Below are 23,571 nucleotides of genomic sequence, written 5' to 3'. Positions count from 1 at the left end.
GGCGGGTCACCCCAATCGGGATCAATCTTTCGGTGGAAATAATGTGGAACTTGCCCCGTTTCGCGGCGCGCACTACCCCGCCCGATGCGAAAGAGCTCACATTTCTGGCAAAATCTCAGCTCATGGCAAAAACCTTCGTGGGGTCGCGGCTGCGCCAGCTGCGCAGGGAACGCGACCTCACCCAGGCGGAGCTCGCCGCCGAGCTCGGGCTCTCCCCCAGCTACGTCAATCAGATTGAGCACGACGTCCGCCCGCTCACCGTCCCCGTCCTGCTCCGCATCACTGAGGCTTTTGGCGTCGACGCCACCTTCTTCTCCCTCGACGATGACTCCCGCCTCATGGCCGAGCTCGAGGAGGTCATTCACGACGACGAGATCAACCGCGTGGCCATCGACATGCACGAACTCTCCGAGCTGGTGTACAACCACCCGGACATTGCCCGCACGATGGTGGCGATGCACCGGCGATACGCCAGCGTCCGGGACAAGCTCTCCCTCATCATGGACAGCCCGACGGAGGGAGCCGAGGCCCTCGCCATGCCCCACGAGGAGGTCCGGGACTTCTTCTACGCCCGGCAGAATTACCTCCATGACCTTGACATTCGCTGCGAGGACTTCGGGGAGGCGCTCGGCGCCGGCCAGCTCCCCATGAACGTCCTGGAGGAGGAACTGCGCACGGCGGCGCGGGAGGAGTATGGCGTCGAGGTCCACACGGTGAGTGGGGATAACGACCTGGTTCACCACTTTGACCCCGAGACCCGGATCCTCACCGTGCACTCCCATCTTTCGCTGGGGCAGCGGGCGTTCCGGCTCGCGGCGGAGCTGGCGCTTCTGGAGTGCGCGGAGGATGTGGAGGAGCTCGTGAGGGCGGAGGGTTTCCGCTCGGAGGCCTCGCGGGAGTTGGCCAGGCGGGGCGTCGGCTCCTATGCGGCGGCTGCGATCCTCATGCCCTACCAGGGTTTCCACCGCTGCGCGGAGCAGAACGGATACGACATCGAGTACCTCAGCCAGGTCTTCGGCGTGGGCTATGAGACCATCGCGAGCAGGCTGTCCACCCTCCAGCGCCCGCAGCTGCGCGGGATCCCCTTCACCTTCGTGCGAGTGGATCGCGCGGGGAATATGTCGAAGAGGCAATCGGCGACCGGGCTGCACTTCAGCAACGCCGGCGGCACCTGCCCGCTGTGGGTCATCTACGAGGCCTTCGCCACGCCCGGGCGGATTCACCGGCAGCACGCCCAGATGCCCGACGGGCGCCACTACCTGTGGACCGCGCGCACGGTGCAGCACCGCCGCCCGCACTTCGGGGCGACGGGCAAGATCTTCGCCGTGGGCCTGGGCTGCGAGTCCCGCCACGCCCAGCGCACGGTGTACAGCCAAGGGCTTGACCTCTCCGACCCTGCCTCAGCCACCCCGATCGGCCCCGGATGCCGCATGTGCTCGCGGCACGGTTGCGCCCAGCGGGCCTTCCCCGCCCTTCATGAGCAGGTGGATATCAACGCCCACCACTCGACCATCGCCCCCTACTAGCCCCGCGGATGGCGACACCCCGCGCGGGCGTCGTCGTCAACGCTGCGCGGGGTGCTGTGGGAACCCTGGCGGGCCGTGGAAGCCCGCCGCGGGATCCTTTAGAGGTTGATCATGTGGCCCTGGGTGCCCTCGGCGGCCTCCTTGATGGCCTCGGAGAGGGTCGGGTGGGTGTGGACGTTGCGGCCGATCTCCTCCGCGGTGAGGTCGAAGCGCTGGGCCAGGGTGAGCTCGGGGAGCAGCTCGGAGACGTTGGCGCCCACCATGTGGCCGCCGATGAGCTCGCCGAACTCCTTGTCCACGATGACTTTGACGAAGCCGGCGGTCTCGCCCAGGCCCTTGGCCTTGCCGTTCGCGGAGAAGGGGAAGGTGGCCGAGACGATCTCGCGATCCGGGAAGGCCTTCTTGGCGCCCTCCTCGGTGTAGCCGAAGGAGCCGACCTGCGGGTTACAGAAGGTGGCGCGGGGCATCATCATGTAATCGCCGAGCTCCATGGTCTCAGCGCCGGCGATGGTCTCCGCCGCCACCACGCCCTGGGCCTCCGCCACGTGGGCGAGCTGGAGCTTCGCCGTGACGTCGCCGATGGCGTAGATGTGCTCGACGTTGGTGCGCATCCGCTCGTCGACGTCAATGGCACCGCGCTCGGTGAGGGCGACGCCGGTGTTCTCCAGGCCATAGCCCTCGACGCGCGGGGCGAATCCGATGGACACCATGACGCGATCGACGCTGAGGGTGTCCTTCTTCTTGCCGTCCTTGCTCTCGACGTCCACCTCGACGACATCGCCCTTGTCCCGCACAGCGGTGGTCTTGTAGCCGGTGAGGAGCTTCACGCCGAGCTTCTTGTACTCCTTCGCGATGGCCTTGGAGGTCTCGACCTCCTCGTTGGGCAGCACGCGGTCCATAAACTCCACAATGGTGAGCTTCACGCCATAATTCGCCAGGACGTAGGCAAACTCCATGCCGATCGCGCCAGCACCGACGATGACCATGGACTCCGGGAGGTCCTCGCTGAGGATCTGCTCCTCGAAGGAGACGACGTTGCCGCCGATCTCCACGCCCGGCAGGGAGCGCACGACGGAGCCGGTGGCGATAATGCAGTCATCGAAGGTGAGGGTCTTACCCTTATCCTCCCCCTCGGTGATGGTGATGGTGTGCGCATCCTCGAAGGAGCCGAGGCCGTTGACCTCAGTAATCTTGTTCTTCTTCATGAGGTAATGGACACCCTTGACGATGTCCGAGGAGACCTTGCGGGAGCGCGAGTGCGCGGCACCCCAGTCAAAGCTCACATCCCCGGAGATACCGAAGGTCTTGGCCTCGTGATTGAAGATGTGGGCCACCTCGGCGTTCTTGAGGAGAGACTTCGAGGGGATGCAGCCTACGTTGAGGCACACCCCACCCCAGTACTTCTTCTCCACCACAGCGACCTTCTTGCCAAGCTGGGCGGCGCGGATGGCGGCGACGTACCCACCGGGGCCGGCGCCAAGGACTACGACATCATAATGTTCACTCACGTCCCCCAACGATACTGGTCTCACCCCGAACTGTCGCATCCCTCCGAGAGAATATGCGCTGTCCTCCCCTGACCCCCTACCCCGTACAGGGGTAAGGGCGCCCCCGCAGGGACGCCCTTCCGCTCACGGTGATGCTTAGATCCAGCCCATCGCCAGAGCCAGGTTGGCGAGTGCCGAGGAGCCGTTGTGGATGTGGGCTCCGAGGGCGTCGGACATGCTCAGGAAGATGTCCTGGAAGAACTTCTGAACAGGGTTCATGAGGGGGTGGCTCCTTACATCAAGCGGGGTCGAGGACTCAAACAGTTATTGAATGTATCACTGTGAACTCGAAGTATGCGACAGTTAAGACTATCCTGAATCCGTACCCGTGGCCGATACCGGCTCATTACCGCTGTGAGAGCAGAACACAAAGGAAGAACCTCATGAGCATTGTCTCGCGTTGGGCGGCCCCCGCCGCCGCTGTTATGGTGACCGCCGCCACCGCGCTGGGCGTCATGTCCGTGGCCCCCGCCGGCGCTGTCAGCACCGTGAGCGCTCAGGATGTCGCTGGTGACACCGCCCTGGCGCAGATCACGAAGAACTCCAAGCCCGTCACGGAGACCTCGCCCTATTGGCGCAAGGCCGTCAACGACGAGGATCCCCGTACTGAAGAGGTCCTCGCCTACTCCCCCTCGATGGATCGCCAGGTCCCGCTGGCCATCCTCCGCGCGGAGAATCCCAACGCCCCCACCCTCTACCTGCTCAACGGCGGTGACGGCGGCGAAGGCGGCGCCAACTGGATCCAGCAGTCCGATGTCCTCGACTTCTACAAGGACAAGGGACTGAACGTCGTCATCCCGATGGCCGGCAAGTTCTCCTACTACACCGACTGGGTGGAGCCCAACGAGAACCTCGGCGGCAAGCAGATGTGGGAGACCTTCCTCACCAAGGAGCTCCCCGGCCCGATCGAGAACTACCTGGGCGCCAATGGCAACCGCGCCATCGCCGGCATGTCGATGTCCGCGACCTCCTCCATCCTCCTCGCTGAGCACAACCCGGGCTTCTACGGCGCCGTGGCCTCCTACTCTGGCTGCGCTGCCACCTCCACCCCGCTGCCCTGGTACTACCTCCAGCAGACCCTCAACCGTGGCAAGGCCACCCCGGAGCAGATGTGGGGCCCCATGGGCGGTGACTACAGCCGCTACAACGACGGCCTCGTCAACGCCGAGAAGCTCCGCGGCCACGAGATCTACGTCTCCAACGGCTCCGGCACGGCGGGCACCTGGGATATGCCCGACAGCCCGCGCCTGGCCGATGTCCCCGACAACCTCAAGGGCATCTCCATGGCGGAGACCATGATCGTGGGCGGCGCCATCGAGGGTGCGACGAACAACTGCACCCACAACCTCCAGGCCAAGCTCAACTCCCTGAACATCCCGGCTCACTTCCAGTTCAACAACAAGGGCACCCACTCCTGGGGCTACTGGAACGATGACCTCCGCCACTCCTGGCCGACCATCCAGCGAGGCCTCGGCCTCTAATCCAGCGCCGGAATAGCGCTCAGCTCTGACCGGCCCTCGGGCTCGGCCCTCTGCTCTCCCGCACCCCCGACAGTTCGCGCGACTGCCCGGGGGTGCGCTTTTCTTTATGATGGCCGCCATGACTGCTCTCCCCTTCTCCCACGACGCCACCTCCCGCGCTGCCATCGATCCCGAGGAGCTCATCCCCGTCCTCGGCGAATCCGCCCTCGCCTGGGCCCAGGAGTGGACGCAGGCCACCGACGCCGCCTGCTCCACCCCCGAGCGTGAGGAGCTGCGCTCCCGACTCATTGAGATCCTGGGCTCGAAGGAGCAGCTCGTCACCGTGTCCCGCCGCGGCGAGTACCTGTACAACCTCTGGAAGGACAGCGAGGAGCACCCGCGCGGCCTCTGGCGCCGCACCCTGGCCTCGGACTTCCTGGCCGGGGAGCCCGCCTGGGAGGTGCTCCTCGACCTCGATGCCCTCTCCGCCGAGGAAGGCGAGAGCTGGGTGTGGAAGGGCGGCAGTGTGGAGCGCACGGGTGGGCGTCGAGCCCTTCTCTTCCTCTCCCGCGGCGGCGCCGACGCCACCGTGGTGCGCGAGTTCGACTGCGAGGAGCGCCGCTTCCTCCGCCCCGAGGAGGGGGCGTTTGTGCTGCCGGAGGCGAAGTCCTCGGTGGGGTGGATCGACGAGGACAGGGTGCTGCTCGCCACCGATCACGGGGAGGGAAGCCTCACGGACTCGGGCTATCCGCGGCGGATCCAGCTGTGGGAGCGGGGCCACTCCCCCGCCGAGGCGCCGGTGATCATGGAGTGCCCGGCGCAGAGTGTGGGTGCGCACGCCTGGCTCGATGACACGGCGACGCCCCCGCGGCTGCTCTTCCTCGAGTCGGTGGACATGTTCCGCACCCGCCTGTGGATCGGCCCGGTGGGCGCGAGCGTAGCGGAGTCCACCCGCATCCCCGTCCCGGAGGACTGCGGCGTCGTGGTCCACGGCGAGCATCTTCTCCTGATGCCCCGCACGGAGGCCACGTCGGGCTTGAGCGCCGGGGTGCCGGCGGGCGGGCTGGGCGTCGTCCCCCTCGAGGAGGCGCTGCGCGAGCCGGAGAGCGCGCGGGTGCGGGTGCTTGTGTCCCCGGATGAGCGCACGAGCCTCGAATCCGTGCTCACGACGCAGAACTACCTGCTCATTGGCCTCTCGCGGGATGTGAGCTCGCGGCTTCTCGTGGTGGATCTGCGCGAGCCCGAGGCCGCGCCCACCGAGGTGACGCTGCCCGAGCACTCGCACGCCATCCCTTATGCCTCCTCCCCGCGCGACGGCGACGAGGCCTGGATCTTCCTCCACTCCTTCGCGCAGCCGCCGCGTCTGCTGCGCCTGGACCCCTCGGAGGACACCGAGCCGCGCTGCTATGGGGAGGCGCCGGCGGCCTTCGACGCGACGGGCGTGGAGACCCGCCAGCACTGGGCCACCTCCGCCGACGGGACGCGGATCCCCTACTTCATCACGGGGCGCTTCGACGGGGAGGCGCACCCGACGTTTGTCGGCGGCTATGGCGGTTTTGAGGTCTCGCTCTTACCCTCCTACCTGGGGATTCTGGGGACCTCGCTGCTGGAGAAGGGCTGGTATATTGTGCAGCCTTCGCTGCGCGGCGGCGGGGAGTTCGGCCCGGAGTGGCACCAGCAGGTGGTGAAGAAGAATCGGACCAAGGTCTATGAGGATCACCGGGCGGTCATCGAGGACCTCCACGCCCGGGGCTATGCGACGCCCGCGCTCACCGCGGTACGCGGCGGCTCCAACGGCGGTCTGCTCACCGCGCAGGCACTCACCCAGTACCCCGAGCTCCTCGGTGCGGCCGTCATCCAGGTGCCGCTCACGGACATGCTGCGCTATCACCGCTGGCTCGCCGGGGCCTCCTGGATGTGCGAGTACGGGGACCCCGACGTACCCGAGGAGCGTGCCGTTCTAGAGAGCTACTCCCCGCTCCACCACGTGGTTGATCGGTCGGAGCGGCCCTACCCGCCCGCGCTGGTGACAACCTCCACCCGCGATGACCGCGTGCACCCCGCCCACGCCCGGCTCTTCGCCCGGGCGCTCGCCGCGGCCGGGCAGCCCGTCGACTATGCGGAGAACACCGAGGGCGGGCACGCCGGGGCCGCGGATTATGCGCAGGTGGCCGCGGTGGAGTCGCTCATCGCGACGTGGCTGCTGGGAGTACTATCAGGGCACGATGACTAGCAGACGACTCCGCTCCACCCCCATCCCCGGCACCCGCGATTCCTACACGGGAATTGACTTCAACCTGGGTTTTCATGTTCGCCGCTACCGGCTCGAGCTGGACTACAAGGTGATCCCCAACCGGTTGGGCGGGGTGGCGGAGCTGCTCCTCGACAACTATGAGCCCCTGCAGGCCCTCACCCTCGATCTTGCGGCGGGGCTCGCCGTGCGGCGCGTCGAGTTCCGTGGCCGCGGGGAGGCCGCGGGAATCAGCATCGCGCGATTCAAGCACGGGGGTGGAAAGCTGCGGATTCGTTTCTCCCGGCCGGTGCCCGTCGAAAGCGAATTCAGCCTGCAGATCCACTACGGGGGCACGCCGCGGCCGGTGCGCTCCGCGTGGGGGGAGATCGGCTGGGAGGAGCTGGAGTCTGGCTCCCTCGTGGCCTCGCAGCCGTGCGGGGCGCCCAGCTGGTTCCCCTGCGATGACACCCCCGATGAGAAGGCCTACTTCGAGATCCGCATCAGCGCCGATCACCCCTTCCGGGCGATCGCCAACGGGGAGCTCGTCGAGGAGAAGCGCTCCGGATCCCGCACCACCTGGGAATATCGCACCACCCATCCCATGGCGACGTACCTCGCCACGGTGCAGGTGGGCGAGTATCGGCGCGTCGAGCTCCCCGAGGGGCCGCAGGGGATCCCGGTGCTGGGATGGGTGGCGCCGGGGTGCGTCGAGAATTTCCGGGCGGACTTTGCCCGCCAGACCGACATGCTGCGCTGCTATGCCGAGCTCTTCGGCCCCTACCCCTTCCCCTCCTACCAGGTGGTGGTCACGGAGGATCCGTTGGAGATCCCCCTCGAGGCGCAGGGGCTCAGCATCTTCGGCTCGAATCACTGCCGCGGGCGCGGGGAGTGGGAGCGGCTCATCGCGCACGAGCTCTCCCACCAGTGGTTTGGTAACTCCCTCGGGCTCGCGCAATGGAATGACATCTGGCTCAACGAGGGCTTCGCCTGCTACTCCGAGTGGATCTGGGCCGAGCACGCCCACGGGATCCCCGCCGCGGAGAACGCCCGCACCCACTATGAGCGGCTCCGACGCGCCCCGCAGGACATCATCATCGGGGATCCCGGCCCGCGCCTCATGTTCGACGACCGCCTCTACAAGCGCGGCGCCCTCACGGTGCACGCGCTGCGCACCGCCCTGGGCGATGAGGCCTTCTTCGCCATGATTCGACGCTATGTCCAGGCGGGGCGGCACAGTGTTGTGGAACCCCATGATCTTCTCCGGGAGGCTCGGCGCGCGGCGGCCGAGCGCGGCCTCGCCGAGCAGGAACTAGAGGAGCTCCTCCAGGCCTGGCTCTGGCGCCCCGAGCTTCCCCCCTTCCCGACGCGCACAGAGAGCACACAGAGCACAGAGAGGTCCTAACCCATGCGTTGGCTCAGTTATGCCACGATCTTCTCCGCCGCCTCGGGTTTCATCGTCATCTCCCTGGCGGCCTGGGCCCTGGGCGCCGCGGGTGCCGACCAGTTCCAGGCCTATTGGGGGCTCTTCTTCGCCCTGGGTGGCTGCACGGACGGCCTCATGCAGGAGACGACGCGCAGCATCTCCCACGCCCGCGAGAAGGGCGCCGGCGCCACGGCGGCGGGATCGGGGGCGGCGGGGCGCGGCCGCCCTTGGCGCCTGGGCGGGCAGATCGCCGCGATCGCGGTGGCGATTGTCCTGCTCAGCGCCGCTCTGTGGATGCCACTCATGGTGGAGAGCCACCGGCTGAGCGGCACGATCATCATGGCCCTTGGCCTGGCCGGCTACATCTTCCAGGCGGTGCTCTCCGGGGTGCTCTCCGGACTCGGGCTGTGGCGGCGCTATGCGGGGCTCCTCGCCCTCGACGCGGCGCTGCGCCTCGGCTGCGCGCTCGTGGCCTGGGCCTGCGGCTGGGGTCTGGGGGCGTTCATGCTCATCACGGTGATCGGTTCGGTGGCCTGGCTGGCCATCCTCGCGCTCAGCCGGGATCGGGGGGAGATTCTGGCCGCCGTCGCGGATGTCGACGCCCGGGCGTTGCGGCGTCGAGCCCTCTCCGCGATGACCGCGACGGGAGCCTCGGCGGCGCTCATCACGGGATTCCCTGTCTTCGTGCAGGTGGCGCAGAGCGTGCACCCGGAGCCGGCCCAGGCGACGGGTGTGACCGTGGCGGGGATCATTCTCGCGGTGACGCTCACGCGGGCGCCGATCCTCGTGCCGCTCACCCGTTTCCAGTCCGCGCTCATCGTGCGCTGTGTGGAGAATCGCGCGCGGATTCTGCAGACGATGCTCGCGCCGGTGGGGGCGGTGCTTGGGGTGGGGCTCGTCGGGGCGGTGGCAGCCTGGCTCATCGGCCCGTGGATTCTGTCGATGCTCTATGGGGAGGGATTCCTCGTGCCGGGGCCGACGCTCGCGGTGCTCACCTTCGCCTCCGCGTGCACGGGTGTGCTCATGATGAGCGGGGCGGCGGCCCTCGCGGTGGAGCGGCACGGCTTTTATGTGGCCGGGTGGCTGAGCGCCTCCCTCATCGCTTTCCTCATTCTTTTGTTACCCACTACCCTCACATGGGGGGTCTGTACCGCGCTTATGGTTGGACCTTTAGCCGGAGCGGCCGTGCACATGGCGGGGGTCCGCTACTATCCAACTCGTTAGTACAGAGAATTAGGAATAGCTTCGGTCATTTATGCAGGTATAGGCATGTCTGAGACACAGTCGAGCCCCGGCTCCACCACCCCCGCCCCGGCGGACATCGCCGTACTCATCACGGTGTATCACAAGATCACCGACTCTCACCTCGACGCCGCCCTCCGCAGCATCGCCGCCCAGACGCTCCCGCCGCAGCAGGTCATCGTGGTGGCCGACGGGCCCCTCACCGCCTCCCTCAACGACGTCCTCCGCCGCTGGGAGCAGCACTATGCCGAGCTTCCCACCCACTTCCTCATCCACCGCCTGGAATTCAATAGCGGCGCCGGGGTCGCTAGCCAGGCGGGCCTGCAGCTCGTGGAGACGACGTGGACAGCTCGCCTCGATGCCGATGACATCGCCCTCCCCGAGCGCCTGGAGAAACAGCTGCGCTATGCGACGCTGCGGCGGCTGGACGTCGTCGGCACTGCACTGGCCGAGTTTGATGCGGAGGCCGTGGAGAAGGGCGCCAACCCCGAGGAGGCACTGTTCGGGGTGCGGCGGCTGCCCGAGGAGCACGAGCACATCCTCGCCTACGCGCGCTGGAATTGCCCGGTGAACCACCCCTCTGTGCTCCTGCGCACGGAGGCCGCGCGGGCCGTGGGCGGCTACCGGGAGATCCGCGGCATGGAGGACTATGACCTGTGGGTGCGGATGCTCTCGGCGGGGGCGCGCTTCGGCAACATGCCAGAGCCGCTCACCCTCTTCCGCGCGGGCTTTGCCATGCTGGAGCGCCGGGCGGACCCGGCCGTCATCCGCCAGGAGTGGCACATGCAGACCACGCTGATGGATAACGGGCTCGTGAATCGGCCGCGCGCCATCCTCAACGTGATACTGCGCACGGGTTTTCGGCTGCTCCCCCTGCCGCTGCTTCGGCGGATCTACGTCCTCCTTTTCCACCGTCCAGGACGCGACCATCACGCCGGTGGGATAGCATGAACCCATCATGAACGCAGCCCCTTCGCATTCCCCAACACCTCCGCGCCCCCAGGGCTCGCCGGAGGATTTTTCCGATACGTGGCTCATCATTCCCTGCTACAACGAGGGCACGGTGATCCGCGGAGTCATTGAGCACGCGCGCGAGACGTTTCCCAACATTGTGGCGGTGAACGACGGCTCGGCGGACAACTCCGCCGAGGAGATCCACGCCGCCGGCGCGCACCTGGTCAACCACCCGGTGAACCTCGGCCAGGGTGCCGCGATCCAGACGGGCGTCGAATACGCCCGCGCCCAACCCGGGGCCTGCTACTTCGTCACCTTCGATGCCGACGGCCAACACCAGGTCAAAGACGTCAAGCGGATGGTCCATCGGCTGCGGACGGAGCCGCTCGATATCGTCGTGGGAACGCGCTTCGGCCGGCCCCGGGCGGAACACGATCAGGTGCCGCTCATCAAGCGGATTGTGCTGCAGATCGTCGTCGCTCTCTCCCCGCGCACCCGGCGCCTGGGGCTCACCGACTCCCACAATGGCCTGCGGGCCTTCAACAAGAAGGCGGCCATGGAGCTCAATCTGCGGATGAATGGGATGTCCCACGCCTCCGAATTTGTCACCATCATGGATAACTATGGGTGGCGAGTGGCCGAGGAGCCCGTCGATATTCTCTATACGGAATACTCGATGAGTAAGGGACAATCCCTCATGAATGGGGTCAATATTCTCGCCGATGGTCTACTAGCAAAGAGGTTGCCGTGACGGCTACGTTAATCCAGGTCATCCTGCTCCTCGCGGTGGTGGCGATCGCCCTCTTCTTCATCGCGAATCGCCGCAAAGCCCGGGCAAAGGCGGGGGTCAAACTGGGCTTTTTGGTCTTCATCCTGCTCAGCGTGTGGGCGATCCTCCGCCCCGATGACCTCACGGTCATCGCGAACTGGCTGGGCGTCGACCGCGGCACGGACCTCCTCCTCTACGCCCTGGTCATCGCCTTCGTCTTCGTCGTCATTTCCTCCTACATGCGCTTCCGCGAGCTCGAGCTGCGCTATGCGCGGCTCGCCCGGGCCGTGGCGCTCACCAACGCCATCCGCCCCGAGGCGCCGCTCACGAGGAGCGCTGGGAGCGCTGGCGGCTCGGAGGCCGCGGGAGCTTCAGGGGCCTCGGGGGCCTCGACGGAGGAGGCGCGCTCATGACCCAGGCGGCATCCCGCATGCTCGTGACTGGTGGGGCGGGGTTTATCGGCACCAATTTCGTGCGCTATACCCTGGAGCACCACCCGAATTATCGGATCACGGTCGTCGATAAGCTCACCTACGCGGGGAATAAGAAGAACCTCGAGGGCCTGGATATTGAGTTCATTCAGGGCGATATTTGCGATAGCGCGCTCATGGATGAACTGGTGGGGAATGCGGAGTGCGTCGTTCATTTCGCGGCGGAATCCCATAATGACAATTCCCTGTGCGACCCCTCCCCCTTCGTGCAGACGAATATCGTCGGCACCTTCCAGCTGCTCGAGGCGGTCCGCCGCCACGGGGTGCGCTTCCACCACATCTCGACGGACGAGGTGTTCGGTGACCTCGCGCTCGATGATCCCGCGCGCTTCACCGAGGACACCCCCTACCGCCCCTCCTCGCCCTATTCGGCGACGAAGGCGGGCTCCGATCACCTCGTGCGGGCGTGGATCCGCTCCTTTGGCATCCCGGCCACCCTGTCCCAGTGCTCGAATAACTACGGGCCGTGGCAGCACATCGAGAAATTCATCCCGCGGCAGATCACCAACATTCTCTGCGGGCTCACCCCGAAGCTCTATGGCACGGGCGAGCAGGTGCGGGACTGGATTCACGTCGACGACCATTCCGCCGCCGTCCACGCGATCCTCGATCGCGGACGCCTCGGGGAGAGCTATATCATCGGTGCCGACAATGATCACGTCAATAATCGGCGGGTGATTTCGCTCATCTGCGAGCTCATGGGCCTCGGCCCCGACGCCTTTGAGCTGGTGGCAGACCGGCCGGGGCATGACCAGCGCTATGCCATGGACTCCACGAAGATCCGTCGGGAGCTCGGCTGGGAGCCGCGGTACACCGACCGGGACACCGGCATGCGCGCCGGCTTGGAGGCCACCATCGCCTGGTACCGGGAGCACGAGGACTTCTGGCGTCCTGAGAAGGAGAGCGTGGAATCCGCCTACGCGAAGCGAGGTCAATAACGCATGATCAGCACCACCGCGATTGAAGGTCTCCTCTTCTGCGAGCTGGCCGTCCACGGCGACGAGCGCGGCTGGTTCAAGGAAAACTGGCAGCGGGAGAAGATGGTCGACGCCGGGCTCCCCGACTTCCGCCCCGTCCAGAACAACATCTCCTTCAACGCCGAGCGCGGCGTCACCCGCGGCCTCCACGCCGAGCCCTGGGACAAGTTCATCTCCGTGGGGCACGGCCGCGTCTTCGGGGCCTGGTGCGATCTGCGCCGGGACTCCCCCACCTTCGGCGAGGTCGTCACCCACGAGATCGGCCCGGATACCGCGGTCTTCGTGCCGCGCGGCGTGGCCAATGGCTTCCAGACCTTGGACGACAACACGGTGTATAGCTACCTCGTCACCGCGCACTGGAGCCCCTCGGTCCACTACCTCGCGGTGAACCTCGGTGACCCCACCCTCAACATCCCCTGGCCGATCCCGCTCTCCGAGGCCATCGTCTCCGATAAGGATCGCTACCACCCGCTCCTCTCCGAGGTGACCCCCGCCGCCCCACGCCGGATCCTCGTCATCGGGAGCACGGGGCAGCTGGCCCGCGCGCTGCGCGCCTATGCCGCCGAGCACGACATGGCCGACGAGTTCGAGTTCACCACCCACCGCCCGCCGAAGGGCGCCTCCGACCCGGCGCGCCTCCTCGACCTGGAGGAGCTCGCCCGGGATCCGCAGGCCGACGGCGACCTGGACTGGTCCAGCTACCGGGCGATCATCAACGCCGCCGCCTACACCCAGGTCGACGCGGCCGAGACTCCCGAAGGCCGGAAGAAGGCCTGGGCGCTCAACGCCGTGCTCCCCGGGCGGCTCGCGGACATCGCGGCAGCCCACGGCATCCCCCTCGTCCACGTGTCCACCGACTATGTCTTCGACGGCAGCGCCCCGACGTGGCAGGAGTCCGACCTCCCCGCCCCGCTCAACGTGTACGGCCAATCCAAAGCAGCCGGCGAGCAGGCCGTTCTCCGCTCCCCCGGCGCCCTGGTGGTGCGGACCTCCTGGGTCATCGGCGAGGGCCCGAACTTTGTGCGCACCATGATGGACCTGGCGGGCCGAGACATCAATCCCAGCGTCGTCGAGGACCAAGTCGGGCGCCCCACTCTTGCCCGCGACCTCGCCGACGGGATCATGCACCTCCTGGCCAGCGGCGCCCCCGGCGGGATCTACCACCTAAGCAACACCGGCCCGGCGCTGAGCTTCGCCGAGCTCGCCCGCGAGGTCTTCCGCCGCTGCGGGGCCGACCCCGAGCGCGTCCAGCCCGTAAGCACCGCCGAGTACGAGCACTCCCGGCGCGAATCCGCCCAGCGAACCCGCAACGCCCCGCCGGTCATGGCGCCGAGGCCGTCGTCGTCGACATTCTCCCTGGAGAAGATCATCGCCACCGGCTGGACGCCGCGGGATTGGCGGGAGGCCCTCGACGACATCCTGCCCGAGGAGGAATCCTGATGAAAGGCATCATCCTGGCGGGCGGCTCCGGGACGCGGCTCTACCCCATCACGCGGGCCATCTCCAAGCAGCTCATGCCCATCTACGACAAGCCGATGGTGTACTACCCGCTCAGCACGCTCATCGAGGCGGGCATCCGCGAGATCCTCATCATCACCACCCCCGGCGACGCCGACGCCTTCCGCCGCCTCCTTGGCGACGGCAGCGAGTGGGGCATCAGCCTGAGTTACGCCGTCCAGCCCTCCCCCGATGGGCTGGCGCAGGCTTTCCTCATCGGCGAGGAGTTCATCGGCGGGGACAGCGTGGCGCTCGTCCTGGGGGACAACATCTTCGACGGCCACGGCTTCACCACCTCCCTGGCGGCGGAAGCACGGCGGATCGACGAGGGCCCCGCCGGTGGCAGCGGCGGCACGATCTTCGCCTATAAGGTCGCTCGGCCGGAGCGCTATGGCGTCGTCGAATTCGACGAGGCAGGGCGGGCCATCAGCATCGAGGAGAAACCCGACACCCCGAAGTCCCACTACGCGGTGGTCGGCTTGTACTTCTACGACAACGCCGTGGTGGACATCGCCCGCACCATCACCCCCTCCGCGCGCGGGGAACTCGAAATCACCAGCGTCAACGACGCCTACCTGCAGGCCGGACGCCTCCGCGTGCACACCATGCACCACGGCGATGTGTGGCTCGACACCGGCACGATCGACTCCATGAGCGAAGCCTCCGCCTACGTGGAGGTGCTGCAAAAACGCACCGGGCAGATCATCGGCAGCCCGGAGGTTGCTGCCTATCGCGCAGGGCTCATCGACGCCGAGCACCTGCGCACACTCGGCCGGGCGCTGGAGAAGTCCGGCTATGGGCGCTACCTTCTCGACGCCGCCGCCCTGCCCCGCCCCCAGCTCTAGAACTCGCGGGTGCGTTGACTACCCTGGACACCTATGAGCACGAACGCCGAGAACAGCGAAGAGCACAACGCGAAGGACCAGCGGGACACGCAGGGCGCGGAGACCCCGCAGGAGGCGGGCCATGCGGGCCAGGCGGCTGAGCCGGGCCAGGTGGGCCAGGCGGGAGCCGCCCCCGAGGAGGCCCACCAGCCGGAAGGGGATTCTCTCCCCGAGGCGGCGGACGCGGAGGGCTCGGAGGGCGCCTCCCCGCGTCGCTCCTGGTCGGCGATTCCCCCGGTGGCGTGGGTGACGGCCCTGGTGCTCCTTGTCCTCGCCGTCGCGGGCGGCTACGTGTGGGGGCAGAACACCGCGACCCCCACCACCGCGCAGATCGCCTCCCACGCGAAGGCAGGGAAGGCGACGGATGTGCCGCGGGCCAAGGATGATGGCAGCTTTGATGCGACAATTTCCGGCCCGGGCCGTGAGCCGCAGAATGCCTCGGATGTGCTGGCGGTGCACCGCCGGAATGTCTCGGACCCCATGGCGATGGGCGCCGCTGATGCCCCCGTCGTCATTTCGATGTTCTCCGACTACTACTGCCCCTTCTGCCTGCGCTTTAATTCCCAGGTGGAGCCGCAGCTCGTGAAGGATTATGTGGACAAGGGCCTGGTCCGCATCGAGTGGAATGACGTGCCGCTGCACGGCAAGGATTCCATGGCGGCGGCGAAGGCTGCCCGGGCGGCCGCGGCGCAGAACAAGTTCCGCGAGTACAAGGACGCCCTCTTTGAAAAGGTCAGCACCCTGGAGAAGGACCAGAAGCTCAGCAAGGATGATTATGTCCAGCTGGCCAAGGATGTCCAGGTTCCCGACGTGGAGAAGTTCACCAAGGATGCGACGAGCGATCGCTTTGAGAAGCCGATCGCGGAGGCCCAGCAGTATGCGCAGAGCATCGGTATCTCTGGCACCCCGTCCTTCTTCGTGGGCACCCAGTTTGTCAGTGGCGCCCAGCCGGCGGAGCAGTTCGCCGCGGTGATCCAGCAGGAGCTGGCGAAGACCGCCAATGGTGAGGTCCAGGTTCCGGAGGTCAAGTAGGCCTGCGAGGACTTGCCCGACGATACGCACGGCGCCCTCCCCGCACGGGGGAGGGCGCTCTGCTGTGTCCTGGGGCGGTGAGGTGGTGGGGCGTTGCGGCTTTAGTAGCCCCGCCGGATCCATTCTTCCAGGTGCGGGGCTTCCGCCCCGATGCTGGTGTGGTCCCCGTGCCCGGTGTGCACGATGGTCTCGGCTGGCAGGGTGAGCAGGGAGCCGCGGATGGAGTCGATGATTGTGGGGAAGGACGTGTAGGAGCGTCCCCCGGTGGCCCCGGGCCCGCCTTGGAAGAGGGTGTCCCCGGAGAAGAGCTCGTTGGCTTCGGGGAGGTAGAAGCAGCAGGATCCGGGGGAATGCCCTGGGGTGTTGAGGACCCGGAGTGAGGCTCCCGCGATGCTGAATTCCTGCCCGTCGGCGAGGTCCTCATGGGAGAGCTCGGGGTGGGTGTCGGTCCACAGCATGTCGTCCCCGGGGTGGACCCAGATGGGGGCGTCGAAGGCGCGGGAGAGTTCGGGCGCCACGGTGATGTGATCATTGTGCGCGTGGGTGCACAGGATGCCTTTGACGTGGCGGTTCCCGACGGCCTCGATGATCGGCTGGGCGTCATGAGCTGCGTCGATGACGAACACCTCGGACTCGTCCCCGACGATCCAGATGTTGTTATCGACTTCCCATTCCCCGCCGTCGAGGGCGAAGGTCCCGTGGGTGAGGACGTGGTCGATGCTGAGCCCCGGCATCAGAGCACCACCACGGAGCGCAGGACATCGCCCTTCTTCATGGTCTCGAAGGCGCGCTCGATGTCACCGAGGCCGATCTTCTCCGAGACGAAGTCCCCCAGCGGGAAGCGCCCCTGCAGGTGCAGGTCCACATAGGCGGGGAAGTCTCGCTCGGGGAGGCAGTCGCCGTACCAGGCTGGGCTCACCGAGCCGCCGCGGGAATAGAGGTCGATGGCCGGGATGTCGACGTGGTCGGTGAGGTTGGGCACGCCCACCATGACCATGCGCCCGGCGAAGTCGCGGGAGTAGAAGGCTTGCTGCCACGTGGGCATGATGCCGACGGCGTCGATGGTGACGTCGGTCCCCACCCCGCCGTTGATCTCGGCGATGCGCTCGGCCACCTCCTCGGTGCTGAGCCCCTTGTTATTGATGGTGTGCGTGGCACCGAAGCTGCGCGCTTTCTCCAGCTTACGATCATCAATGTCCACCGCGATGACGGTGGATGCGCCATTGAGCACGGCGCCCGCGATGGCCGCCATCCCGACTCCACCGCAGCCGAAGACCGCCACGGATTCTCCTCGACGGATGCGGGCGGTGTTCACCGCGGCGCCGAGGCCAGCCATGATGCCGCAGCCGAGCAGGCCGGCGGCGGCCGGGTCCTCCTCGGGGTTGACCTTGGTGCACTGCCCCTCATGAACGAGGGTCTTCTCCGCGAAGGCGCCGATCCCCAGTGCCGGGGTGAGCTCGGTGCCGTCGGTGAGAGTCATCCGCGCCGAGGCGTTGTGGGTACTAAAGCAGTATTGGGGTTCGCCCTTGCGACAGGCGCGACACTCCCCGCAGACGGCCCGCCAGTTGAGGATGACGAAGTCCCCTTCTGCGACGTGGGTGACATCCTCACCGATCTGCTCGACGATCCCGGCCGCCTCGTGGCCGAGGAGGAAGGGGAAGGCATCCTCGATGTCCCCGTCGCGATACGCGAGGTCAGTGTGGCAGACCCCGCAGGCCTGGATCTTCACGATGACATCGTTGGGACCCGGGTCCGGAATAACGATCTCTACTTGTTCAACTGGTTCGCCTTGGGCGCGTGCGATGATTCCTTGAACTGTGGTACTCATATGCCCCTACCCTACGGACGTTTTCATCAAGGCGTCGTTAGTGAAAACTGTTTTCTCCAATGGTCCGATATATCCACGGAATGAGCTGGTCAACGGCCGTGTAGTTTGCGTCAACGTGGCCTTGCGGGTCACGGGCCCCGGTGGAGGACAACACCCCGTAGAGCACGGGGCCAATGTGGAATGGTCCGCCGGAATCCCCGGGCTCCTGGGCGCCCCGCGTGGAATGGGTGACGAGCATGCGCGCCTCTCCCCGGTGATGATCGCGGTACTCCCCCACGACGGTGGCCGAGCCCGTCTGCAGCGGGTAGCGCCCGTGGCCCCACCCGGAGAATTGTCCCGGCTGGTGAGGGATGGGCCCCGGCACGGGGAGAGAGACAGGGCGCACTCCTAGGGAGGTGGCCGTGTGGATGAGGGCGGCGTCAGCCCCGCCGGGGGCGTGAATGACCCGGTCGATCGCCGCGGTGCGCTCGGCGCGTGCCCCGGCGCTCACGGCCCCGTGCGCCGCCTCTTCTTCTCCCACGCAGTGCGCGGCGGTGAGTACCCAGTGGGGGCCAATGACTGAGCCCGTGCAGAGCGAGCCCTCGGCGGTGACCTTGGCGGTCCATGGCTGCCAAAGAGCATCGCGTCCGCCTTCGACGGCGTGGGCCGATGGCAGTTGCTCCGCCCCAGGAACGATTCCCGGCGCGAAGGCCATTCCGCTTGCGAGCGCCGCACTCACACCGATCCCCGCGAGTATCCGCCGCATTCTCACTCTCATCTCTCTCCTTCCGCTCAATCAACCCACCTGCGGGCAGCTCTGATGTCTGCCCACGATACCCGCACACATAAGAATCCTCGCATTAAAGGGGAAGGTGCCCAGCTCCCGGTTCTCGGCGGGATTCCTCCCCTCCCAGGGGAACACGGCAGTTGATGATGCCAATGGCTTGCATGAGTGCGAACATCGTCGTGGGCCCCACGAAAGAAAAGCCTGCGGCTTTGAGCCGGCGCGCCAGCGCGGCGGATGCCGGGGTGGAGCTGGGAATATCCGCCCAGCATCGCCAGGGGTGCGGTTCCGGCTCCTCGAAACTCCACACGAGATCCGCAAGCCCTTCTGCCTCTCGCAGCTGGAGGGTGGCGCGGGCATTGCGAATCATCGCGTGGATCTTCCGGGGATTGCGGATAATCCGCTCATCGGCAAGAAGCTCCGCTATTGTCTTCTCCCCAAAGGAGGCCACCTTCTCGGGATCGAAGCCCTCGCAGACCTCCCGGAAGGCTGGCCGCTTTCGCAGAATCGTGGACCAGGACAGCCCCGATTGGAAACCTTCCAGGCAGATGCGTTCGAAGATTCCCTGTTCATCGCGGACGGGGAATCCCCATTCCTCGTCGTAATAGGCGCGAAGGAGCTCATCCTTCGCCGCCCACCGGGGCCGCAGCACCCCGTCCTCCCCTCGGATCACATCCGGGTCCGCTGTCCCCGCTGCCTGGGCCGTCGTCTGCAGTGTCTGAGTCATGAGATCCCCCTCGGTTCTCGGTTGTGTGTCGATAGTGCCGATGAGTCTACAAGACGGGTCGGACATGACAGCGGCCCTGCGATCAGGCCAGCTCAGAGCCTGTTTTTCGCGGGGCCGTGCATGCTGCTTCTGAGAACTCCGCGCCCCTCTACGCGCGGCGCTCATAGGCCGCGCCGCGGCCCTTCACCGTGAGCGGGATGACGCGCTTCGGGTCATGGGAACCGGGGATGAGCAGGGAGAGCACATAGCCGGCCACCAGCGCAACGACGAACGCCGTGATCGAGACGATGAAGGGCCCGACGTCGAGCCGTCCCGCACTCCACGCCGCCGCTGCGCCGAGGAGCAGGCCGAGGATGACCCCTGGGGTGCTGGCGCGCGTCGTGAAGATACCGAGGGCGAACACGCCCGCGAGGGGGACGCCGAAGAGGCCTGTCATGGCGAGGAAGAGATCCCACAGGTCGGACTTGTTGGTCGCGACCAAATACAGAGCCGCTGCCAGCGAGAAGAGGCCAGCCACGACGATCACCATCCGGGAAAACATCACAGACGCTTCACCACGTGTGCCGAAAAAGCGCTGCCGAATGTCGACGACCACGCAGGCAGAAATGGAATTCAGCGAGGACGAGATAGTGGACTGCGCTGCCGCGAAGATCGCACCGACCAGCAGGCCCGCAAGTCCCGCGGGAAGCGTGGTGACGATGAAGTAGGGCACCACCGCGGAAGTATTCACTCCTTCCGGAAGCCCGCCCTGCGAGGTGTAGTAGTTGTACAGCGCCGTCCCCATGCCGTAGAAGAGGGGGATGGTCAGCAGGGCCAACACACCATTGACGATGAGCGAGCGCTTCGTCGCCTCGACGGACGGCGTGGTCTGATAGCGCTGGACCACATCCTGGCTTGCGGTGTATTGGTGCAGGGAGTTGAGGGCGCTGCCAATGAAAATGATCGGCAGGGCGGCGGCCAGGTTCCCCATCGAGAGGTTCTGACCAGACAGGAACTTACCTTCCTGCGCTGCCTCAGTAACCGCGCCGGTGAACCCGTCGGGAGTGAGGGCCATAGCCCAGATGACGATGGTCGCGGCACCAGCCAACAAAATGATGCCCTGGATGACATCCGACCAGATCACCCCCTCCATACCGCCGAGGAAGGTATATATCACGCAGAGCAGACCCACGACCGCAGCCACCAGCATGGGGTTGATGTCTGTGACAGAGGTGAGCGCAAGGGTGGGGAGGTAAATGACAATGGCGATGCGCCCCAGGTGATAGAAGACAAAGAGCAACGAACCGATGAGTCGGAGCGAAGGGCCGAAACGTTCCTCGAGGTATTCATAGGCCGTCGTCACGTCAAGCTTGCGGAAGAAGGGGACATAGTAGCCAATGAGGATCGGCACGATCGCGAAGATGGCGAGGTTTCCCGCGGCATAGGCCCAGTCCGTGAGGTACGCCTTCTCCGGGGTGGACATGAAAGTGATGGCGGACAGCGTGGTGGCGTAGATCGAGAATCCGGCCGCCCACGCGGGGATACGGCCACCCGCCTTGAAGTAGTCGTCCTGACTCCGCCCAGCCCGGCGGGCGAACCACACGCCCACTCCCAGCATGGCGAGCAAATAGATCACAACCACTACCCAGTTCGCTATCCCGAATCCCGTGACGGGAGCAGCGAGGACACTAGATGACATGAGGTTTTCCCCTCTCCAGGAGGCATCCTTCTCAGTGTGTAGACGCGCCGCAGTGGCGACGCTCACGTGCAGTGCCCCTTATCTTACCGGAGACGTCAGACAACTTATCTCTAGTGGGACACATTCACCCCCGACCGTGACGCATCTCACCCTTGACGGCGGAACGTCACGCGGCCCGACACTCACAGCGCGGCCCCGCGCAGGCAAGCCCCCCTACAGAAAATGGGCACCGCCTCCAGGAGAATGTCGGACATTGCTCAATCTGCCCCTTATCGACACCATTACCGCCCCAGCAACACATAATGCGCGAAAGGCATGTCGTCAGATATGCTACTTATCACATTTATATTTTTATATGACTTTTCGCACTATAGAGGAGAATGGCCATCCCTTGTGCTACCTTTGGGGCACAGACCCCATAAGAAAGGGATATGATGAGAAAATTTCTCGCAGGACTCTCGATCGTGCTGACAACACTATCCATCTTCCCTACTAGCGGACATGCAGAGGAGTTTTCCCCTAGTAGAAGCGGAAACTTCGCACCCACAAATAAAGATCTCGATGTCTACTCGCATGACAGCCATCAACGCAAGCAGGAACTCATGAACGATGGCTACTCTAGAGTGAACAGCGAGGAAATGGGAAATCGCAGAATTGACACATACCGAAAAGTTAACCCTCAAGGGATCGCTGTCGAGTACACAGTACCGTCCGAAGCGGCCCCAAATGTCCCCTCCAACTATATTCATTTCGAGTGGGATTGGGGTCCACGAATCTACATGACAGGACAAGAGTTCTGGTCACTCGGAGCATCGGGCACCGCAACTGCAGTATGTGAGTACTTCACACACAGTCACAAAGCAAGCATTGCTTGCGGAATGGGAGCAACCGCATTGTGGGAAAAGATAACGAACAAAGCCGAGTGAGCCAATGACCCACAATGCTATGACTTCAGTCAATTTATGAATATTGGTTGGGAGAAAGCCCCCGCCGAAAAATGCAAGTAATAAATCAAGAGACCATCACCAGATATGGTGGCATCGACCTCGCGGTATTGGCAATTGAAGCCATGCTTTCCCTTCTCCTCGGGACAGCCACCCCATATGGAATCACACTCTTCATAATATGCGCCATTCTCTTCATCTATAATATGTCTAAGCGGCGCATAAAGACAGGGAGCGAAAGCGGGATCATTATCGTTGGTGGAGCACTGTATACCATCATGCATTTCCTCCCCACAGTGCCCGAGGCCCTTCCCCTCGGATTTCTCCTCTTTGGCGCGATACTCACTGCCCTAAAAGTGGTACGGGAAACATAATTCACTCCCCCCTACGGCGCAGTTGCGCCCCCCCACACACGCACCCATACTCCACGGCCCCTCCTCACAGCACACCAGCTTCTCGCTGCACGGAGATGACCACGAGCCGCCCCACGGTCGGCCGAGGGCAGGCGCCCCTCCCCGCGCCATGCTTCTTCTCCGGCCTCCCATGACAAAAGTCATGGACTATTGACGACGTTTGGCACATGTCTTTTCTTTGCTTATCGGCGAGACTGAGAAGCATGAGAACACCAGCCATTGATATTCGGGGCGTCACCCGAACATTCGGGCACGGCCGCACGTCCGTTACAGCCGTCGATAACGTCACATTCCAGATCAATAGGGGCGAGGTTGTCGCTCTGCTTGGTCACAATGGTGCAGGGAAATCTACCCTCCTGGACATGGTGATGGGCTTGAGCGACCCAACTGACGGGAGCATCGAGGTTCTCGGTCAACGCCCAGGAGCCGTTCCCGGCACTGTCGGGGCCATGCTGCAATCCGGCGGGCTGCTCCCTGATCTCACCGTGAAAGCTACCGCCCAGATGACGGCCGCCATCCTCGGTGATTGCCTCCCCGTCGACGATGTCCTTCACCGCTCCGGCTGTACCGACTTCGTCAACCGCAGAGTAGGCAAATGCTCCGGCGGCCAGATCCAGCGCCTACGGTTTGCGCTCGCTCTTCTGCCAGACCCGGAGATCCTCCTACTCGACGAACCCACTGCCGGCATGGACGCCGAAGCCCGACGTAGTTTCTGGACAGCAATGCGCCGGGAAGCTACCGAGGGGCGCGCCATTGTCTTCGCGACGCATTACCTTCACGAAGTCGACGACGCCGCCGACCGAGTCATCCTCCTCCAGCGAGGTCGAATCGTCACAGATATGCCCGTGGCGAGGCTCGCGAGTAAGACGAAGCGGCACGTGACCGGAGTGTGGCAGGGCACCGCCGAGGACGCTGCCCACCTCGTTCAATCCCTCGGTATACCACCAGAAGACCTTGTCATCATCGACGGACGAATGCGGCTCACCGCACCTGATGGCGATGCAGCGGTGCGCACCCTCCTGAATATGGCGGCCGCGTCACGCCTTGAAGTGAGAGTGCCCTCCGTCGAGGATCTCTTTTTCCAGTGTGGCGAGCACGGCGACGCGTCAGAAGAATTCGACGCCTTCGCACGCCACGCCGCTACTGCCAACGACGCACCCGCCACGTTGATCGAGGAGTAATA

General features: G+C 65.4%; 21 protein-coding genes. 14 read left to right on the top strand and 7 right to left on the bottom strand.

What is annotated here, in order from left to right:
* Positions 1–122: 122 nt before the first annotated feature.
* The gene (gene ramB / locus L1O03_RS01175; RefSeq protein ID WP_236117592.1) at positions 123–1,526 is read left to right on the top strand and encodes an acetate metabolism transcriptional regulator RamB; all 1,404 of its coding nucleotides are present in this window, start codon (positions 123–125) and stop codon (positions 1,524–1,526) included.
* Between the two features lie 98 nt (positions 1,527–1,624).
* Here the strand turns inward: ramB and lpdA are convergent, their stop codons facing one another.
* Both lpdA and L1O03_RS11480 read right to left on the bottom strand, forming a co-directional pair.
* Positions 1,625–3,034, bottom strand: a complete 1,410-nt coding sequence (lpdA, locus tag L1O03_RS01170) for a dihydrolipoyl dehydrogenase (RefSeq protein ID WP_236117591.1) — start codon at positions 3,032–3,034, stop codon at positions 1,625–1,627.
* 135 nt (positions 3,035–3,169) lie between these two features.
* The gene (locus L1O03_RS11480) at positions 3,170–3,292 is read right to left on the bottom strand and encodes a hypothetical protein (RefSeq protein WP_268913469.1); all 123 of its coding nucleotides are present in this window, start codon (positions 3,290–3,292) and stop codon (positions 3,170–3,172) included.
* A 164-nt stretch (positions 3,293–3,456) separates the two neighbouring features.
* Here L1O03_RS11480 and L1O03_RS01165 point away from each other — a divergent pair, with 164 nt between their 5' ends.
* From L1O03_RS01165 to L1O03_RS01115, 11 genes are all read left to right on the top strand, one after another.
* Positions 3,457–4,554, top strand: coding sequence for an alpha/beta hydrolase (locus L1O03_RS01165; RefSeq protein ID WP_236117590.1), 1,098 nt, complete (start codon positions 3,457–3,459; stop codon positions 4,552–4,554).
* A 118-nt stretch (positions 4,555–4,672) separates the two neighbouring features.
* Positions 4,673–6,766, top strand: a complete 2,094-nt coding sequence (locus tag L1O03_RS01160; protein WP_236117589.1) for a prolyl oligopeptidase family serine peptidase — start codon at positions 4,673–4,675, stop codon at positions 6,764–6,766.
* Positions 6,759–8,168, top strand: coding sequence for a M1 family metallopeptidase (locus L1O03_RS01155; protein ID WP_236117588.1), 1,410 nt, complete (start codon positions 6,759–6,761; stop codon positions 8,166–8,168). The genes L1O03_RS01160 and L1O03_RS01155 overlap by 8 nt, the downstream gene beginning before the upstream one ends.
* Before the next feature lie 3 nt (positions 8,169–8,171).
* Complete coding sequence (locus tag L1O03_RS01150; RefSeq protein ID WP_236117587.1) at positions 8,172–9,413, top strand: hypothetical protein; 1,242 nt, start codon at positions 8,172–8,174, stop codon at positions 9,411–9,413.
* 45 nt (positions 9,414–9,458) lie between these two features.
* The gene (locus tag L1O03_RS01145; RefSeq protein ID WP_236117586.1) at positions 9,459–10,382 is read left to right on the top strand and encodes a glycosyltransferase; all 924 of its coding nucleotides are present in this window, start codon (positions 9,459–9,461) and stop codon (positions 10,380–10,382) included.
* A 7-nt stretch (positions 10,383–10,389) separates the two neighbouring features.
* Entirely contained in the window at positions 10,390–11,136 is a 747-nt protein-coding gene (locus L1O03_RS01140; protein WP_236117585.1) for a glycosyltransferase family 2 protein, read from the top strand.
* On the top strand, positions 11,133–11,567 hold the full coding sequence (locus L1O03_RS01135; protein WP_236117584.1) for a DUF2304 domain-containing protein: 435 nt from the start codon (positions 11,133–11,135) through the stop codon (positions 11,565–11,567). Before L1O03_RS01140 ends, L1O03_RS01135 begins: the two co-directional genes overlap by 4 nt.
* A gap of 17 nt (positions 11,568–11,584) precedes the next feature.
* On the top strand, positions 11,585–12,583 hold the full coding sequence (gene rfbB / locus L1O03_RS01130) for a dTDP-glucose 4,6-dehydratase (RefSeq protein WP_236118028.1): 999 nt from the start codon (positions 11,585–11,587) through the stop codon (positions 12,581–12,583).
* Positions 12,584–12,586: 3 nt separating this feature from the next.
* Positions 12,587–14,062 (top strand): sugar nucleotide-binding protein, encoded by a 1,476-nt coding sequence (locus L1O03_RS01125; protein ID WP_236117583.1) that lies wholly within the window; start codon positions 12,587–12,589, stop codon positions 14,060–14,062.
* On the top strand, positions 14,062–14,964 hold the full coding sequence (rfbA, locus tag L1O03_RS01120; protein WP_236117582.1) for a glucose-1-phosphate thymidylyltransferase RfbA: 903 nt from the start codon (positions 14,062–14,064) through the stop codon (positions 14,962–14,964). Before L1O03_RS01125 ends, rfbA begins: the two co-directional genes overlap by 1 nt.
* 33 nt (positions 14,965–14,997) lie before the next feature.
* Complete coding sequence (locus L1O03_RS01115) at positions 14,998–16,035, top strand: DsbA family protein (RefSeq protein WP_236117581.1); 1,038 nt, start codon at positions 14,998–15,000, stop codon at positions 16,033–16,035.
* A 101-nt stretch (positions 16,036–16,136) separates the two neighbouring features.
* On the opposite strand, the gene L1O03_RS01110 is transcribed toward L1O03_RS01115, so the two are convergent.
* From L1O03_RS01110 to L1O03_RS01090, 5 genes are all read right to left on the bottom strand, one after another.
* On the bottom strand, positions 16,137–16,769 hold the full coding sequence (locus L1O03_RS01110; RefSeq protein ID WP_236117580.1) for an MBL fold metallo-hydrolase: 633 nt from the start codon (positions 16,767–16,769) through the stop codon (positions 16,137–16,139).
* Complete coding sequence (locus L1O03_RS01105; RefSeq protein ID WP_236117579.1) at positions 16,769–17,863, bottom strand: S-(hydroxymethyl)mycothiol dehydrogenase; 1,095 nt, start codon at positions 17,861–17,863, stop codon at positions 16,769–16,771. The genes L1O03_RS01110 and L1O03_RS01105 overlap by 1 nt, the downstream gene beginning before the upstream one ends.
* A 37-nt stretch (positions 17,864–17,900) precedes the next feature.
* Positions 17,901–18,608: a S1 family peptidase gene (locus tag L1O03_RS01100; protein WP_236117578.1), complete on the bottom strand. Its 708-nt coding sequence runs from the start codon at positions 18,606–18,608 to the stop codon at positions 17,901–17,903.
* A gap of 94 nt (positions 18,609–18,702) precedes the next feature.
* A complete protein-coding gene (locus L1O03_RS01095; RefSeq protein ID WP_236117577.1) occupies positions 18,703–19,353 on the bottom strand; it encodes a DNA-3-methyladenine glycosylase I in 651 nt (216 codons plus the stop codon).
* A gap of 148 nt (positions 19,354–19,501) precedes the next feature.
* The gene (locus L1O03_RS01090) at positions 19,502–20,968 is read right to left on the bottom strand and encodes a sodium:solute symporter family protein (RefSeq protein WP_236117576.1); all 1,467 of its coding nucleotides are present in this window, start codon (positions 20,966–20,968) and stop codon (positions 19,502–19,504) included.
* Positions 20,969–22,004: 1,036 nt separating this feature from the next.
* Here L1O03_RS01090 and L1O03_RS01085 point away from each other — a divergent pair.
* Entirely contained in the window at positions 22,005–22,349 is a 345-nt protein-coding gene (locus L1O03_RS01085) for a hypothetical protein (RefSeq protein WP_236117575.1), read from the top strand.
* A 242-nt stretch (positions 22,350–22,591) separates the two neighbouring features.
* Positions 22,592–23,569, top strand: a complete 978-nt coding sequence (locus L1O03_RS01080) for an ABC transporter ATP-binding protein (RefSeq protein WP_236117574.1) — start codon at positions 22,592–22,594, stop codon at positions 23,567–23,569.
* The last annotated feature ends 2 nt before the right edge of the window (positions 23,570–23,571 follow it).

The sequence above is a fragment of the Corynebacterium uropygiale genome, assembly GCF_021568315.1.
Classification (GTDB): domain Bacteria; phylum Actinomycetota; class Actinomycetes; order Mycobacteriales; family Mycobacteriaceae; genus Corynebacterium; species Corynebacterium uropygiale.
Note: the sequence above shows the minus strand (reverse complement) of the source record. Positions and strands in the feature narration are given on the sequence as shown.

Coding starts and splice junctions, on each gene's coding strand:
- ramB (WP_236117592.1), top strand. CDS start 123: ATGGCAAAAACCTTCGTGGGGTCGCGGCTGCGCCAGCTGCGCAGGGAA.
- L1O03_RS11480 (WP_268913469.1), bottom strand. CDS start 3,292: ATGAACCCTGTTCAGAAGTTCTTCCAGGACATCTTCCTGAGCATGTCC.
- L1O03_RS01165 (WP_236117590.1), top strand. CDS start 3,457: ATGAGCATTGTCTCGCGTTGGGCGGCCCCCGCCGCCGCTGTTATGGTG.
- L1O03_RS01160 (WP_236117589.1), top strand. CDS start 4,673: ATGACTGCTCTCCCCTTCTCCCACGACGCCACCTCCCGCGCTGCCATC.
- L1O03_RS01155 (WP_236117588.1), top strand. CDS start 6,759: ATGACTAGCAGACGACTCCGCTCCACCCCCATCCCCGGCACCCGCGAT.
- L1O03_RS01150 (WP_236117587.1), top strand. CDS start 8,172: ATGCGTTGGCTCAGTTATGCCACGATCTTCTCCGCCGCCTCGGGTTTC.
- L1O03_RS01145 (WP_236117586.1), top strand. CDS start 9,459: ATGTCTGAGACACAGTCGAGCCCCGGCTCCACCACCCCCGCCCCGGCG.
- L1O03_RS01140 (WP_236117585.1), top strand. CDS start 10,390: ATGAACGCAGCCCCTTCGCATTCCCCAACACCTCCGCGCCCCCAGGGC.
- rfbB (WP_236118028.1), top strand. CDS start 11,585: ATGCTCGTGACTGGTGGGGCGGGGTTTATCGGCACCAATTTCGTGCGC.
- L1O03_RS01125 (WP_236117583.1), top strand. CDS start 12,587: ATGATCAGCACCACCGCGATTGAAGGTCTCCTCTTCTGCGAGCTGGCC.
- rfbA (WP_236117582.1), top strand. CDS start 14,062: ATGAAAGGCATCATCCTGGCGGGCGGCTCCGGGACGCGGCTCTACCCC.
- L1O03_RS01115 (WP_236117581.1), top strand. CDS start 14,998: ATGAGCACGAACGCCGAGAACAGCGAAGAGCACAACGCGAAGGACCAG.
- L1O03_RS01110 (WP_236117580.1), bottom strand. CDS start 16,769: ATGCCGGGGCTCAGCATCGACCACGTCCTCACCCACGGGACCTTCGCC.
- L1O03_RS01105 (WP_236117579.1), bottom strand. CDS start 17,863: ATGAGTACCACAGTTCAAGGAATCATCGCACGCGCCCAAGGCGAACCA.
- L1O03_RS01100 (WP_236117578.1), bottom strand. CDS start 18,608: ATGCGGCGGATACTCGCGGGGATCGGTGTGAGTGCGGCGCTCGCAAGC.
- L1O03_RS01095 (WP_236117577.1), bottom strand. CDS start 19,353: ATGACTCAGACACTGCAGACGACGGCCCAGGCAGCGGGGACAGCGGAC.
- L1O03_RS01080 (WP_236117574.1), top strand. CDS start 22,592: ATGAGAACACCAGCCATTGATATTCGGGGCGTCACCCGAACATTCGGG.